Genomic DNA, 13,702 nt, shown 5'->3' on the forward strand with positions numbered 1-13,702 from the left:
CGGTTGCTTGGCAAATCGGACATTGGCATTGATGCACTGGTTGTTCAGACACGGCTCTGGTAATTCTATGCTCAAAGTTAAGCAATATTTTACCTAGAAAGTGTGAAGTTATTTCTTAACGACCCCTTAGCCTGGGAAAATTCTGACGCAGGCGATCGCTCAAGCCGAAGCTGAATTGGCTGAATCAACTGAAGCAGGTTTGTTGGAAGACCAATCAGCAGAGGGCGATTCTCCTGCATCCCCCCTTAACGAGCGTGCCATTGGGTTACGACGGCAAATTGAGCAATGGCAGCAAATCCTACAGAAGCTGGAATAGTGGATAGCTCAACTGATTCACCTTGCGGAGCCAGCTACAGGGCAAGAGGCTTAGGTGCTGTTTACTGGGCGATTGGGGAGGCTACATAGGCTTTTGCCACATCTAATTCTGCCGATTATTTTTCTGTGTTGAAAGTATAATTGCTACAATCCAGTAGCAGCAAGCTTTTCAGAGGTTCTCAAATTATGCTCACTTTATGGCTTTTATTTTGAACGATGCTCACTTTATGCTTGTTTTGGGCGAAACTGACTAGAATTTGAGAGCGAAGAGATAGGGATCTCAGGCTACCAGTTCTCTGGATTATGCTCAACTTATGCCTTGTAGCCTGCTCAACTTATGGTTGTATGCTCATGTGTGACTTCAACCAAATCTTTGCCAGTTTGGCAAGGGGATGATTGAAGTTTCAAGCGGCAGAGAGATGCTTTATTATCAGCCATCCCAAGTCCCATCTTGGTAAGCAATTTCATCTTTTGACGAATTGCTAATGGCAATTTGATTTAGTTAATGGCAATCGATTTGGAGATGGAATATTCTGGCTAGGCGTTGCTTTCGGACGTTGAGACGTTAAGATTTTGCCTAAAATTTAAAATAAGGCGAATTGAAACAATTCAGGGGAAATCAGTGATACCAAGCTTGAGCGAGGCAACCATTCGTCACCATACGATCGCTCAATCGTTCGAGCGAGGACAGGGTTATTACCGGGCTGGTTCAGTTCATTCTCTGATTCAACGCGGCGATCGATTACTTGCCAGGGTTGAAGGTAGTGAAGCAACCGATTACCAGATCAATGTTTATTTTGATCAAGGCGGGATTACTCGTGCAACTTGTACCTGTCCCTATGATTACGAAGGATGGTGTAAGCACATCGTTGCCGTCCTCTTAACCTGCCTAAATCAGCCCGATCGCATTGAGCATCGTCCTGCACTGGCTACATTGCTGGCTTCTCTTAACCGTGAGCAGTTAGAAACGATCGTGCAAAATATTGCCAACGAGCAGCCAGAATGGATGGATGCCGTTGAGGTTCAGATTGCCTTACTGACCCAATCCAAAACCCAAAAATCACAAAAGGCTCCTCGCCGCACTACCGTTGATCCCAAGCCAATCGAGCGACAGGTTAAACGAATTATCAATCGGTATGTAGAGCAGTGGAATGATGAACCCGCTCTGGATGAAATTCGGGAAATTATTCAAAAGGCAGACAAGTTCCTGGAGCAGGGTGATGGCAACAATGCGCTGATCATTTTGGGTGCGATCGTGCGGGCTTATGTGCAGGACTGGATGAACCTGGACGGCTCCAGCGGTGAAAGTGGAGCGTTTTTTGAAGAGCTAGATGATGCCCTAACTGAAGCGATTTTGAGTGCTGAATTGACCACCAGCGAATTTCAGCAATGGCAAAAGGAGCTAAAGAACTGGCAAAAAGAGGTTGTCGATTATGGCGTTGATAGCTTTGAGATGAGCCTGACGGCGCTACAGCAGGGATGGGAGTACCCGCCACTTCAGGAGGTTTTACAGGGAAACATTACTGAATTGGGTGCCTGGGAAGACGAAGCCCCTGATTTTGCTGATGATCTTGCCTGGATTCGGCTCAAGATTCTAGAGCGGCAGGGCAGACATCAAGAGTATCTTTATCTTGCAGAAGCAGAAGGGCAGACCGATCGCTACTTGCAAATGCTGACGAAGTTGGGGCGATCGCAGGAAGCCATTGCCCTGGCAGAACAGGAAATGAGTACGGCGGGTGAAGCCTGGACGCTGGCGAAAACGCTTCGGCAACAGGGGGAACTGAAGTCAGCACTCAACATTGCCATGCAAGGGCTATCGTTGGGCGGTTCTAATCACTATGGATTAGCTGTTTGGGCCAGCGAACTGGCAGAGGGCATCGATTTAGAAATTGCCTTCCAGACACGATTAAAAGCATTTCAACTCCAGCCCTCCCTGCCGGATTACCTGAAACTGAAGGAGTTGGCGGGTCATCGCTGGGATTCCCTGCAACCAGAATTGCTCGATACATTGCGGCAAAGCTCCAGTAGCCTGCATGCGAAGGCAAAAGCTGCCATTTTCTTGGAGGAGGGCTTAATTGAGGACGCGATCGCCACCGTCACTCAGCTCAGTTCCTATGAATCGGATATTATTCATCCAGTCATGGATGCAGCGATCGCCCATCGTCCTGATTGGGTGATTGAAAACGCCCGTCCCCGTGCCGAGTCGATTATCAATGCAGCTCAAGCGCAGTATTACCATCACGCGCTTAACTGGTTGCGTCGAGTCCGGGCTGCCTACCTTCAGTTGGGTCAGCAGGAGGAATGGCACCGCCATCGTACAGCCTTGATGCAAACCCATACCCGTAAGCACAAATTAGTTGCAATGCTGCAACAGCGAGACCTGACCTGAAACCGGAAGGGAATGCTCACAAGAACTGTTAATTCTCTTAATTGATCGAATCGTAACCCATTCCAAAGCTTTTATAATGCGGTATTCCAATTGGAGGTTGCATCATGCCGAGAAAAAAAGCCGAAAAAGATGAAGAGCGGGAGCATCGGATTTCAATGGAAGCGATCGTCGATGCCTATGGACCGGAAGAGCAGGCAATGGGATGGTACTACTACCTGGAAGATAAGATCAGCTTTCCATTTCAGGGCAAGTGCATTCTAGAGCGCAAAATTTCTCCCCTGAAGTTAAAAGAAGTTGTAGACGTGATCGAGATGGCTCCTGAAGATGAGTGTGAGCGAGAAATGTTTGTCGTTATTCGCTGGATGGATCGAGAGTTGGCAGTGCCCCTTGTGCAACTCAAAGGCATCAAGGTAGATGATGAAACTGAAGAAGCGATCGGGGATTGGCACTATTGGATGGAACAAGGATATGAATTGGGGTGAGTATGAAATCCAATCGCCTGCTGAATGCATTAACTCAACAGGAATTGGCTCAATTGCTGGATGCACTATTTATGGTTTTGTCACCGCAGTTGCAGGAGGAGGCGCGCAGCGAAGCTAATCCCTATGGGATCGCCCAGCTTCCTGGAGACACACAGCAAACGGTCAGGCAAATTCTGGTTGTATGTGACAGAGAACGATAAATCACGACAAGACTATCTCAAACAATATGCTTCCGCCGATTCGTTGGAGCAAGTCATGAACTACTGGAAAACACACCTACAAAATTTTGTTCCTAAACCAGAGTCCGCTTCTAAATCTGATTACACCGTGCATGCAAAGTGGATGGTTGCATTGAAGGAACTGTCTCCCCAAAACTATGAAACCCTTCTAGCTGAGTGGCGTGATGTTCATCAGCGACGCAGCAATTTGTGGAAAGCCATGAAACAGCTAGGGTTAGGTTGATATGAATGTAGAAGTCGTCATTGAAGTTGATATCCCACCTGAAGAGAAGGATTTTGATAGCTTGAGAAATGCAGCGTCTAAGCTAACGAATAATCCAAAGAGTATCACCGTGCAAACGGCTCAAACAGGCGAGCGCATTTCTCTGATCACCAATTTCACCATGAAAACAGCAGCTCAGTATAAAGTCATTGATGATATTTGGAGCGAGTTTAAATTTTGGACATTTGACCTTGAAGTCTATCAGGATATGAGTGTTTCATTTCCTAAATGAGCAGAGGAAACCACCCATGAGCGAATATCAGTATTACGAATTTCAGGCGATCGATCGTCCTTTGACGAAGAAAGAGCAGGATGAGATCCGCAAACTTTCGAGCCGAGTTCAACTCACTCCCCATCAAGCCATATTCCTTTACAACTATGGCGACTTTCGGGGCAATCCAGAGAAAGTACTCACTCAGTACTTTGACATGATGTTCTACATCGCCAACTGGGGCACCTGGCAACTGATATTTCGTTTTCCAAAGGCGATCGTTAACCCAGAGTGGTTCCAACCTTACGAATTGCCTGACACGATTACCATTTCCACCACCCCGAAGTACGTCATTCTTGATATCGAAATTAACGAGGAAGAAGGTATCCGTGGCTGGGTTGAGGGGGAAGGCTGGCTGCCCCGTTTACTGCCGCTTCGAGATGAGTTACTGCATGGTGATTTGCGGTTGCTGTATCTGGTTTGGCTACGAACAGCGCCTTATTTTGTGGACGATGACCTAGAGGATGATCCGGTTGAACCTCCCATTCCGCCTAACCTGGACAAGCTTTCTGACTCACTGCAAGCGTTTGTCGAACTTGTCGAACTTGATCCGGATTTAGTTGCAGCAGCAGCACAGGAAAGCGATCGCCAAATGCCATCATCAGAGCCATCACTAGAAAACTGGCTTGAGGAACTATCAGCAGATGAAAAGCAGAAATTTTTGCTGAAGCTGGTACGTCGAGAACCGCACGTTGATCTACTACTGATTAATCGCTTAAAGGAACTGGCAGGCGCAACTCAGTCGGCATCTCGATCGAAATCAGGACATCGGCGGTTTTCTGAACTGCAAGCAATTGCCGAAACAGTTCAACAAAAGCGACACCAACGGGAACAGAATACCGCCAAGAAAAAGCGTATTAAGGAACTGGAGGCTTTGGCTCCGAAAGAAGCCCAGACCTGGGAGCGAGTGGTAGAACTGATTGAACTTAAGCAGGCTAAACCCTACGATGAAGCCACTGCTCTCCTCAAAGACCTACGGGACTTAGCAGTCCATCAAGGACGACTACCTGAATTCATCCAGCGTTTTGAGCAACTTAAGTTGGACTACCAAAACCGTCCTGCCTTAATTACGCGATTCAAAACCATCAAAGGGTAGTGGGTCAATCCAGACAGATCTCTTCAGACTGGCAGCCAAAGACATAAGCAAATTTTATAAGTATGAGTTGCACTTTCGGCAAAGGGTTGCTCAAGATTTGAACTCTCGGCAAGAAGCGGCTAGTGGGCGAGGGCAACAGGTGCATAATGCCCAAGTACAAACAGTCAAAACCCAAGAAGTGTCTGCTGACGAGATGGGGTCATTTGTGAAAAAAAACAAAAGCAATGCCTCCCGGATGAATTAGAAGTAGGGGACTGCTGGATTGCGTTGAGTTTAGCCGATTCGAGTGGATTGATCCTGGCAGCACGAGTGGGAAAACATCCGGATGAATTGATTTTCGATCGCATTTAATAGCCAGTGAGCGTTCCTCTCTGTTTTGCCCGCCGTTCAGCGAGGTGAAACAGGATTAACCCTACTGCCAGGTAAAATCCTCCATTGATAATAGCGATACCCAATCCCACAACACTTAAACTCTCACCCCTTGCCATTAGATCGCGCAACAACCCTGCACCCGGCGTAATTGGTAGTAATTGGGCTAAAAAGTTTAGTGGAGGCGACCATGTTTCAGTGGGGGTTACAAGCAGGAACAACAGGATAAAGTTAACCACTCCAATCAATTGTTGAACGCGCTTGAGTAATAAGGCGATCGCGCCCAATATAAACGCCATACCGTAGGTTCCGGTCAGCACGGTGATAAAGGGTAAAAGCAACACTGGTGTAAAGGTCAAGCGACTGCCAGTTAAGCCCATAATAATAAACAGAATGCTGAAAATAATCACCATCTGTAGGGTTAAACTGGCTAGCGTTCTCATCAAGAGAAGCTTAGTAGCACTAAATTTGGATAGAAACAATTGCTCTAATGTACCGGTTTGAGCTTCCTCTTGTAAGTTTCCGGCGATGTCAGAAATGATATACAGCACTAAAGTCCAGAGGACATAGCCAACGATGATGGAGTCAATTTTATCCTCTAATTGTAAAGCAGGGCCAGCAACGTAACGAGCGCCTAAAAAAAGCCCGTAGAACAAAATGGTGGTAACGCCAATTAACCCAACAGCCTCACCTGCATAACGGCGAAACTGCCGCCAACTGCGGAGAAACTCAGCTAAGAATAGTTCTAACATGGCTGTGACCTGTAAAACGTCATTGAAATGGGCAAAAGCCTCGTGCAAGGGCATAGCATGACCCTGCGGAAAGCAGGCTACGGGCAATACTTCCGGTCTGTTTTAAGGGCTTCTGCCGAAGTGTTTGAAACGTATCTTTTACGTCTTGGTAGGGGCGAAGCATACTTTGCGAGAAGCAAGCTACAAATCAGGATGGCTGCAACAACCGAGAAATTGTCTACCGAATGCTTCGCCCCTACACCTATTGGGTTAACGAATCAGACCTTTAAAGCATCCTCTTCGGTTGAACGCAGTAATTCTTTTTGGTGAGGTGTTCCTTCTCGCACAATTTGCAAAAAGATTTGAGTTAGATCCGGTTGCTCTTTAGCGACGCAATTCAATGATAGGGGTTTAAGCACATTGAAAACGTGATAGAGCAATTCTGGATTGCTGACATACACAACGGTTTCGTTTTCAATAGCGGCACCGATTCTCTTTAACTCTGCCAGTCTGGCCTGATCCAATGCGGTTTCCATTTCAATTTTGTAATTAGTGCCCGAAAACTGCCGGATCAGTTCTTGAGTGGGTGATTCTGTTAATATTTCTCCTTTTTGCAGAATGGCAATTCGATCCGACAGTTCTTCTGCGATCGCCAATTGATGAGTGGTAAGTAAGATAGCGCAGCCAGACGCGGCAATTTCTCGCACTAACACTTTCACCTCTTCAGTTGCTTCCACATCCAGACCCAGGGTCGGTTCATCCAGCAGCAACAGCAACGGACGATGCACCAGGGCAACCGCAAAGGCCAATTTCTGCTGCATTCCTCGCGACAACTGCTGTACGGGAGTGTGGCGTTTATGTAATAGGTTAAATCTTTCTAAAAGTGCCCGTCCCGATTGCCGAGCCTCCCGGATAGAGAGTCCTTTTAACACGCCGAAGTATTCTAAATTCTCTTCTGGAGTTAACCGCCAATACACATTGCGATTTCCTTCCAGTACAGCTCCCATGCGTTGTAAAACCGCTGGGTTACGGTGGGGATTCCCGCCAGCAATTCTGACCCAACCCGCATCGGGTTGAATCAACCCTGCCATCATTTTAATGCTGGTTGTTTTGCCTGCTCCATTTGGCCCCAGAAACGCTAAAACTTCGCCTGGGAGAATAACTAGAGAAACATCTTTGACCGCTTCCACCGTTTGGTGATGTTGGCGGTACATTTTTTTAAGGCTGTAGGCTTCAAGGGCTTTCATAAGCAAAAAATACTCATCAGCAAACGATACTATGCAATTACAAAAACACGGTGCAGCACTATTTCAGTTCAATCATGATTTCATTGCGCCTAAAGAAAGGCAAAGTAAAGGGTGAATCGTAGAAAGCGGTCATCGCACTACCCTGGGTATCGATCCCGTGATGATTCAGATAAGCACGGAGTTTCGCTTCCTTTTCCCGGATGGTTTGGTCGCTAGCAGAGCCAGAGAACCGGATAGCGGCCACTTTGTTACCCTCCACTTCTTTGATCGCAATCCGGGAATCGTTAGGTTTGGGCAGTGTTGCCAGCGTGTATTGTGTTGGCATCACAAACTGGATAACCCAGTCCGTTCGATCGCCCCTTTGCACAACTGGAGCTGTCATGGCGATGTCTTGCCCTAACTCTTGTTGTAGAACCGGCGCAGTCATAGCAATCTTTTGGCTTTCCGCCGCCTGCGTCACAGGTACCGTCATGGCGATCTCGGTTGCAGGCATGTTTTCGCCCAAGATGTAATTGACCAGAATAGAAAAGGCAGTGTTGAGTGCAGCATCTCTTGTTCCCTGAGCTACCGTTTCTGCTACAAGTTTAGGCTCGTACTGCCGGATTTCAATGTCTCCCTGCGACTGCAAAACGCTGTATTTTGCTTCTTCGTACTGGCTCACAAGACCTCCACATGCGGTTAACAACAGACCCGCTAAAAGGATAATAATAGTAACTCTTTTGACCATTGTCTTTTCTCATGGCTTTTCTCAGCGATCGAACAGAGATGATACGGCAGCAGGAGAGCTATGAAGAAAGCAGGTAAGGAGCGATTTCTACCGCTAGACCAAGTTTTTACCCTCCTGTCAGCAACCGACCATCTTCCATCTGAATGATGCGATCGGCAATGTCCAGAATTCGGTTATCGTGAGTGACCAGCAAAATGGTGCATCCCTGTTCCCTGGCTAAACGCTGCATATGTTCGACAACATCACGTCCCGATTTCTTGTCAAGGGAAGCCGTGGGTTCATCTGCAAGGACAATTTTAGGACGGCTAACCAGGGCACGGGCGATCGCCACCCGCTGCTTTTGTCCTTCCGAAAGATTATTGGTATAGTAATCGACCCGATGACCCAGGCCAACGGACTCGAGCATCGCGCTGGTTAACTGGTCTACATCTTGATTGAGATACTCGTCATGTAATTCTAACGACATTTGCACATTCTGCTTGGCCGTTAAGAAGGTCAGTAAGTTATGGGCTTGAAAAATGTAGCCAATTTGCCGTCGCGTGTGCATCAAGCGTGATTTACTGGCACCACACATTTCCTGTTCCAGAACTCTAAGGCTACCGTTCTGAACCGATCTCAACCCACCCATGAGAGTTAGCAATGTCGTTTTTCCCGACCCCGATGGGCCTGTCATGATAATAATTTCTCCTGGACGAATCGTGAGATTGATATCAAATAATACCTGCTTGCGAAGATCTCCTCGACCAAAGTAATGGTTGAGACGACAGACCGAGATCACAGGATTCATTGTTGATATCTCAGGAACAGGCGATCGAGAGGTTGGAGTGCTGGAAGTCATGGTTTTCGCTTTAAAGGTACCTGTGAACCCGATTGACAACCGTTTGAATGTCTAAACCTTGAGGTGCAATCAATTCATCCCTGGCATCACGCTTACGGATCGGGAGCTAAGCAACAGCATGGACTTTAGCAAGGGGGGACGATCGCCACCAGCCTTCATGATTGATATACCACTTCACGGTTTTCTCAAGACCGCTATCGAACCGTTCCGTTGGACTCCAGTTGATTTCCTGGTTAATCTTACTCCAATCAATTGAGGATCGAAAATTGTGTCCCGTCCTGTCCTGAACAAATTCAATTAACGTTTCTCGTTGGCTGTATTCATGGGAGGGTAGCAGTTCATCTAAAAGATGGCAAATGCGTTTAACTACCGCTAAATTAGTCAAATCGTCGGAGGTGCCTATGTTGTACTTGGTAAACGGTTGACCCAACCGCAGAATGGAGAGCAATGCTTTAACGTGGTCATCTACATATAACCAATTCCGAGTATTTTGTCCACTTCCATAAACGGGAATTTTTTCTCCGTTCATGGCTCGTGTAATCGTTGCCGGAATCAACTTCTGGGTCGATTGATAAGGCCCGTAGTTGTTGGAACAATTAGTAATGATGATGGGTAAACCATAGCTCGCTCCACAGGCCCAAACCAGTTGTTCAGACGCGGCTTTCGATGCGGCATAGGGAGAAGAGGAGCGATAGGGACAATCCTCCTTAAATTTTTCTAGATGTCCGAGCGAACCGTATACTTCAACCGTGGAAACGTAGATAAACCTGAACCTCGATTTACGGTCATCGGGCGATCGCCTCCAGTAGCCGCAGGTTGCATCCAGCAGCGTATTGGTACCCAAAATGTTTGATTCCAAAGCCTGTTGAGACGCGACCAGCGATTTATCGACGCTCGATTCTCCTGCCAGATGAATCACCGCCTCCGGGGAGTACGTCCAGAGGGTTTGCCTGAGGAAATTGATATCAGTGATATCACCCTGAGCAAAATGGTAGCGATCGCTACTTCTAACCAAATCTAATGCCTGAGTTGAGGCAGAGTAGGGCGATCGGCTCACATTGACGACAGACCAATCTGTTTGTTCAATGATATATCTACAAAGGGCTGAGCCAATAAAGCCAGAACCACCTGTGACGAGAATCCTCATCTGTTGTCTCCCTAACTCCAAATGTTAATTAGTAGTGCAATTCTTGAGGAACTGAAATTGAACGTCAGAAAATATCAGCGGGATCGGCTTGCTGCAATTTCCGCAGGGCAATGGCTCCGGCTCCCACACACATAATGATGGTTAGCACCAGTACGGTGATTGCTCGATTCAGTTTCATTGCTAACGGGAGAAGTGTGGCGGATTGAAACAGGGTATACAGTCCGCTTGAGAGCAAAAAACCCGGCAGAAAACCCAGTGCCGCTAAAATCAGAGATTCTTGAATGATGACTCCAATCAAATACAGCTCGCTGTAGCCCATTGCCTTTAAGGTGGCGTATTCTGGCAAATGGTCAGACACATCGGTATACAGAATCTGGTAAACAATCACGGTGCCAACCATAAAGCCGATCGCTACACCAAAGCCAAAGATAAAGCCAATGGGAGAACCAGTCGTCCAAAAAGCCAGTTCACGAGCGGTAAATTGATCGCGGGTGAGTACCAGCAAATCGTTGGGCAGAATGGATTGCAGTTGAGCCTGTACCTGCTCAATGGTTGCACCTGGTTCCAATTGCACGATCCCCACACTAATGTCGCTGGCCTGACGCTGGGGAAACAGCCGCAGAAACGTGGAATCACTCGTAAGCAGGTTACCTCCTGCTGTAAATGAGGTACCCAACGTAAACAGTCCCACGATTTGAAGGTCAGCCGCATTGACCTGAATGGAAAGCGGATTCTCTTTTTCCAGCAAGGTAGGTATATCGCCAAGCTGAGGGCTGGCTCCCGCTCGGTCAAACAGCGCTCGATCCAATAACTTCAGCTCATCCAAATGCTGATTCAATTCTGACCAGTTAAAAGCAGGGCGATCGGGATCAATGCCATACACAAAGATTTGGCGATTGGCACGGTTGTCTGGATTTCGCCAATCGGCCTGACCAATGTACAGCGAACTAATGGCCGCCACCCCATCAATACCAGCGGCCTGATACAGATGATCGCGCGAGAAGCTTTTGACAGAGGCCAGGTTATCTGACAGGGTATTGACCAGAAACAAGTCGCCTTGCAGGGTGGCATAAGGTCGCACCTGGGAATCAAACAGGGAGTCTTGTAATCCCAATTGCACAAACATCAGCACATCAGCAAAAGCAATGCCCGTAATGGCTACCAGCAGTCGTGCTTTTTCCCGGCTCATCTGCCGCCATGCTAAAGGCGTTTTGCGAAACAGTTTATGAAACATGAATTCATTGGGTTGAGAGTGTAGGCTAACGGTTGATCGATGAGCGCTCCGGTTGGATAGCAACCTGTACTTGTAAGTTGGTTAAATCAGCTACTCGCTGGCTATCGCGTGGATTCAATTGAATTCGCACATTGATTACCTTACGATCGAGATTTTCTCCGGGTTCGCCGCTAGTCACCTCTTGTTGATTCACCTGGAGGCCAATGAAACTAACCGTTCCCTGCAACTCGCCTGGAAATGAATTACTGGTGATTAACGCCAGTTGACCGTCACGTACCTGATTGATATCGGTTTGATAGATCTCGGCAACAACCTGCATCTGGCTCGTTTGTCCTAACTCTGCAATGCCTTTCTCACCCACTACTTCCCCTGGATTGGCATAGATATCGAGAATGCGTCCGGTGATGGGTGCCTGGATAAAGGCTTCTGCTAAGTCGGCTTCTGCTTTTTTAACGGCGGCGATCGCCTGATCAACCCTAGCCTGAGCCACCTGTACATCCACAGGACGCACTTCAGCCAGTTGATCGAGCGTTGCTTCTGCCTGCCGGATCTGTTCTTGTAAGGAATCTGCTGCGCGTTGTTGTCCGGCTTTCGCTTCGTTCAACTGCGCTTGTGTGGTTTCCAGGTCAAGCTGCCGTTGATCCAGATCAGAGGCAGAAATCGCTCCTTCTTGATACAGCGAGACATAGCGATCGTACTCGGCTGTGGCTGTATTAACCTCCGCCTGCCAGCGGGCGATCGCCGCCTGCTGTTGGCTCACCTCTCCCTTTAAATCAGCCTGTAACTCAGCAATCTCGGCTCTTTGGGCTGCAATTTCTCCTGCTTTCACTCCCGCTTTTACCTGCACCAGCTCAGCTTGAGCCACTTTCAACTGTTCCTGCACTTCCAGTAAGGCACTTTGCAAACGATTGCGGCTATCTAAAACAGCAATGACCTGCCCCGTCTCAACACGATCGCCCCGTTGTACTCGTAACTCAGCGACCCGATCATTATTCAAGGTTGCGGGTACGGAGAGTTTGATGACTTCTGTGGTCGGTTCCAGTCGTCCTAAAGCCGTAATCTGGCGCACGGATACCGGGGGTGCCACCACTGCAACCGGATCATTGCTCGGTTTTAATTGAGCCACACTATAGATTGCAATGGCACCGGAGGTGACAGTACCAGCAATCACTAAAACCAGCATCCACGGATTCGACGGTTTTAATAGCTGTTGAAAGTTCATAGTGAGTCCTGGGAATGATTTGCAGCCTGACTAGGCGATGGAAGGCCAGTTTGCCCACTCTTGAGGCTTCAAGAAAGTGTCGTATAACTCGGCTTCTGGGGTGTTGGGTTCTGGACGATAACCATACTCCCAACGCACCAGCGGCGGTAGCGACATCAAAATAGATTCGGTACGTCCATTGGTTTGTAGACCAAAGATCGTGCCCCGATCGTGTACCAGATTGAATTCTACATAGCGACCGCGACGGTAGAGCTGGAAATTACGCTGGCGATCGCCATACTCCATTGATTGTCGCCGTTCAACAATGGGAACATAGGCCGATAGAAACGCTTTGCCACAGTCCTGTACAAAGGCAAACAATGACTCCCAACTGCGTAGCGCAGGCGTGCCAACCTGGTTACTGTAAGCTGCCGCTGCTCCGTCTGGGTGTTGACCTCGATACAGTTTCCCCTGACCATCCTGGTAGTCGAAAAAGAGACCGCCAACCCCCCGTGTCTCCTGCCGATGAGACAAAAAGAAATACTCATCACACCAGCGTTTAAACACCGGGTAATAGTCGGGATGATGTGTATCACAGGCACGCTTTAACGTGGTATGAAAATGAGCCGCATCTTCCGCAAAGGGATAATAAGGGGTTAAGTCGGCACCACCGCCAAACCACCAGACTGGGCCAGCTTCAAAGTAGCGATAATTGAGGTGAACCGTCGGCACATACGGATTGCGGGGATGCAGCACCATAGAGATGCCCGTGGCATAAAAGGTATGTCCAGCGGCATCTGGCCGTTGTGCCAACACTGAGGACGGTAGATGCGAGCCAAACACTTCCGAAATGTTGACTCCTCCTTGTTCCAATACGGCTCCGTCCCGCAGCACGCGCGATCGCCCGCCACCGCCTTCGGCTCGTTCCCAGGTATCTTCCTGAAACTGGCCGACTCCATCGAGCTGTTGCAACGCCTCGCAAATCTCATCCTGCAACTGCTGCATAAATTGGCTAATTCTAGCCCTGGCATTCGTTGGAGCCAGATTTGAATCGAGAGGCAGACTGGGTGACAACGGGGTTTGAGGAGTGAAAGCGATCGTCATCTCAACGGTATCTCCTTAAACGTGATTATCTGAAGCAATTGCACCATCAC

At 48.1% G+C, this 13,702-nt stretch carries 15 protein-coding genes and 1 pseudogene; 8 read left to right on the top strand and 8 right to left on the bottom strand.

Going from position 1 to position 13,702, the window contains the following annotated elements:
• Window positions 1–175 precede the first annotated feature (175 nt).
• The 8 genes and pseudogenes from IQ268_RS25370 to IQ268_RS32430 form a co-directional block, all read left to right on the top strand.
• A complete protein-coding gene (locus tag IQ268_RS25370) occupies window positions 176–316 on the top strand; it encodes a hypothetical protein (protein WP_193885088.1) in 141 nt (46 codons plus the stop codon).
• Between the two features lie 621 nt (window positions 317–937).
• Window positions 938–2,704: an SWIM zinc finger family protein gene (locus IQ268_RS25375; RefSeq protein WP_193885090.1), complete on the top strand. Its 1,767-nt coding sequence runs from the start codon at window positions 938–940 to the stop codon at window positions 2,702–2,704.
• A 104-nt stretch (window positions 2,705–2,808) separates the two neighbouring features.
• A complete protein-coding gene (locus tag IQ268_RS25380) occupies window positions 2,809–3,186 on the top strand; it encodes a calcium-binding protein (RefSeq protein WP_228035715.1) in 378 nt (125 codons plus the stop codon).
• Between the two features lie 2 nt (window positions 3,187–3,188).
• Window positions 3,189–3,386, top strand: coding sequence for a hypothetical protein (locus tag IQ268_RS25385; protein ID WP_193885092.1), 198 nt, complete (start codon window positions 3,189–3,191; stop codon window positions 3,384–3,386).
• Between the two features lie 55 nt (window positions 3,387–3,441).
• Entirely contained in the window at window positions 3,442–3,648 is a 207-nt protein-coding gene (locus IQ268_RS25390) for a hypothetical protein (RefSeq protein WP_193885094.1), read from the top strand.
• Between the two features lies 1 nt (window position 3,649).
• Entirely contained in the window at window positions 3,650–3,919 is a 270-nt protein-coding gene (locus IQ268_RS25395; protein ID WP_193885095.1) for a hypothetical protein, read from the top strand.
• A 16-nt stretch (window positions 3,920–3,935) separates the two neighbouring features.
• The gene (locus IQ268_RS25400; RefSeq protein ID WP_193885096.1) at window positions 3,936–5,054 is read left to right on the top strand and encodes a hypothetical protein; all 1,119 of its coding nucleotides are present in this window, start codon (window positions 3,936–3,938) and stop codon (window positions 5,052–5,054) included.
• Window positions 5,055–5,169: 115 nt separating this feature from the next.
• Window positions 5,170–5,387 (top strand): annotated as a pseudogene (locus IQ268_RS32430) (IS1 family transposase); the annotation flags it as partial.
• A 14-nt stretch (window positions 5,388–5,401) separates the two neighbouring features.
• Here IQ268_RS32430 and IQ268_RS25405 read toward each other — a convergent pair.
• The 8 genes from IQ268_RS25405 to hemF form a co-directional block, all read right to left on the bottom strand.
• Window positions 5,402–6,229: an ABC transporter permease gene (locus tag IQ268_RS25405; RefSeq protein ID WP_228035716.1), complete on the bottom strand. Its 828-nt coding sequence runs from the start codon at window positions 6,227–6,229 to the stop codon at window positions 5,402–5,404.
• 203 nt (window positions 6,230–6,432) lie between these two features.
• Window positions 6,433–7,401, bottom strand: coding sequence for an ABC transporter ATP-binding protein (locus IQ268_RS25410; RefSeq protein WP_193885097.1), 969 nt, complete (start codon window positions 7,399–7,401; stop codon window positions 6,433–6,435).
• A gap of 58 nt (window positions 7,402–7,459) precedes the next feature.
• Window positions 7,460–8,128 carry a heme-binding protein gene (locus tag IQ268_RS25415; RefSeq protein ID WP_193885098.1) on the bottom strand — a complete coding sequence of 223 codons (669 nt, stop codon included), beginning with the start codon at window positions 8,126–8,128 and terminating at the stop codon, window positions 7,460–7,462.
• Window positions 8,129–8,234: 106 nt separating this feature from the next.
• Window positions 8,235–8,966: a DevA family ABC transporter ATP-binding protein gene (locus tag IQ268_RS25420; protein WP_228035717.1), complete on the bottom strand. Its 732-nt coding sequence runs from the start codon at window positions 8,964–8,966 to the stop codon at window positions 8,235–8,237.
• Window positions 8,967–9,072: 106 nt separating this feature from the next.
• Window positions 9,073–10,113, bottom strand: coding sequence for a dTDP-glucose 4,6-dehydratase (gene rfbB / locus IQ268_RS25425; protein WP_193885099.1), 1,041 nt, complete (start codon window positions 10,111–10,113; stop codon window positions 9,073–9,075).
• A 64-nt stretch (window positions 10,114–10,177) separates the two neighbouring features.
• Window positions 10,178–11,347 carry an ABC transporter permease DevC gene (devC, locus tag IQ268_RS25430; RefSeq protein ID WP_193885100.1) on the bottom strand — a complete coding sequence of 390 codons (1,170 nt, stop codon included), beginning with the start codon at window positions 11,345–11,347 and terminating at the stop codon, window positions 10,178–10,180.
• 25 nt (window positions 11,348–11,372) lie between these two features.
• Complete coding sequence (locus tag IQ268_RS25435; protein ID WP_193885102.1) at window positions 11,373–12,569, bottom strand: ABC exporter membrane fusion protein; 1,197 nt, start codon at window positions 12,567–12,569, stop codon at window positions 11,373–11,375.
• A 30-nt stretch (window positions 12,570–12,599) separates the two neighbouring features.
• Window positions 12,600–13,652, bottom strand: coding sequence for an oxygen-dependent coproporphyrinogen oxidase (gene hemF / locus IQ268_RS25440; RefSeq protein ID WP_193885104.1), 1,053 nt, complete (start codon window positions 13,650–13,652; stop codon window positions 12,600–12,602).
• Between the last annotated feature and the right edge of the window lie 50 nt (window positions 13,653–13,702).

This window comes from Oculatella sp. LEGE 06141 (genome assembly GCF_015207605.1).
GTDB lineage: Bacteria > Cyanobacteriota > Cyanobacteriia > Elainellales > Elainellaceae > Oculatella.

Excerpts from the sequence above, each read along its gene's own strand:
- IQ268_RS25380 (WP_228035715.1), top strand. The coding sequence starts at position 2,809 with ATGCCGAGAAAAAAAGCCGAAAAAGATGAAGAGCGGGAGCATCGGATT.
- IQ268_RS25385 (WP_193885092.1), top strand. The coding sequence starts at position 3,189 with ATGAAATCCAATCGCCTGCTGAATGCATTAACTCAACAGGAATTGGCT.
- IQ268_RS25390 (WP_193885094.1), top strand. The coding sequence starts at position 3,442 with ATGAACTACTGGAAAACACACCTACAAAATTTTGTTCCTAAACCAGAG.
- IQ268_RS25395 (WP_193885095.1), top strand. The coding sequence starts at position 3,650 with ATGAATGTAGAAGTCGTCATTGAAGTTGATATCCCACCTGAAGAGAAG.
- IQ268_RS25400 (WP_193885096.1), top strand. The coding sequence starts at position 3,936 with ATGAGCGAATATCAGTATTACGAATTTCAGGCGATCGATCGTCCTTTG.
- IQ268_RS25405 (WP_228035716.1), bottom strand. The coding sequence starts at position 6,229 with ATGCCCTTGCACGAGGCTTTTGCCCATTTCAATGACGTTTTACAGGTC.
- IQ268_RS25410 (WP_193885097.1), bottom strand. The coding sequence starts at position 7,401 with ATGAAAGCCCTTGAAGCCTACAGCCTTAAAAAAATGTACCGCCAACAT.
- IQ268_RS25415 (WP_193885098.1), bottom strand. The coding sequence starts at position 8,128 with ATGGTCAAAAGAGTTACTATTATTATCCTTTTAGCGGGTCTGTTGTTA.
- IQ268_RS25420 (WP_228035717.1), bottom strand. The coding sequence starts at position 8,966 with ATGACTTCCAGCACTCCAACCTCTCGATCGCCTGTTCCTGAGATATCA.
- rfbB (WP_193885099.1), bottom strand. The coding sequence starts at position 10,113 with ATGAGGATTCTCGTCACAGGTGGTTCTGGCTTTATTGGCTCAGCCCTT.
- devC (WP_193885100.1), bottom strand. The coding sequence starts at position 11,347 with ATGTTTCATAAACTGTTTCGCAAAACGCCTTTAGCATGGCGGCAGATG.
- IQ268_RS25435 (WP_193885102.1), bottom strand. The coding sequence starts at position 12,569 with ATGAACTTTCAACAGCTATTAAAACCGTCGAATCCGTGGATGCTGGTT.
- hemF (WP_193885104.1), bottom strand. The coding sequence starts at position 13,652 with ATGACGATCGCTTTCACTCCTCAAACCCCGTTGTCACCCAGTCTGCCT.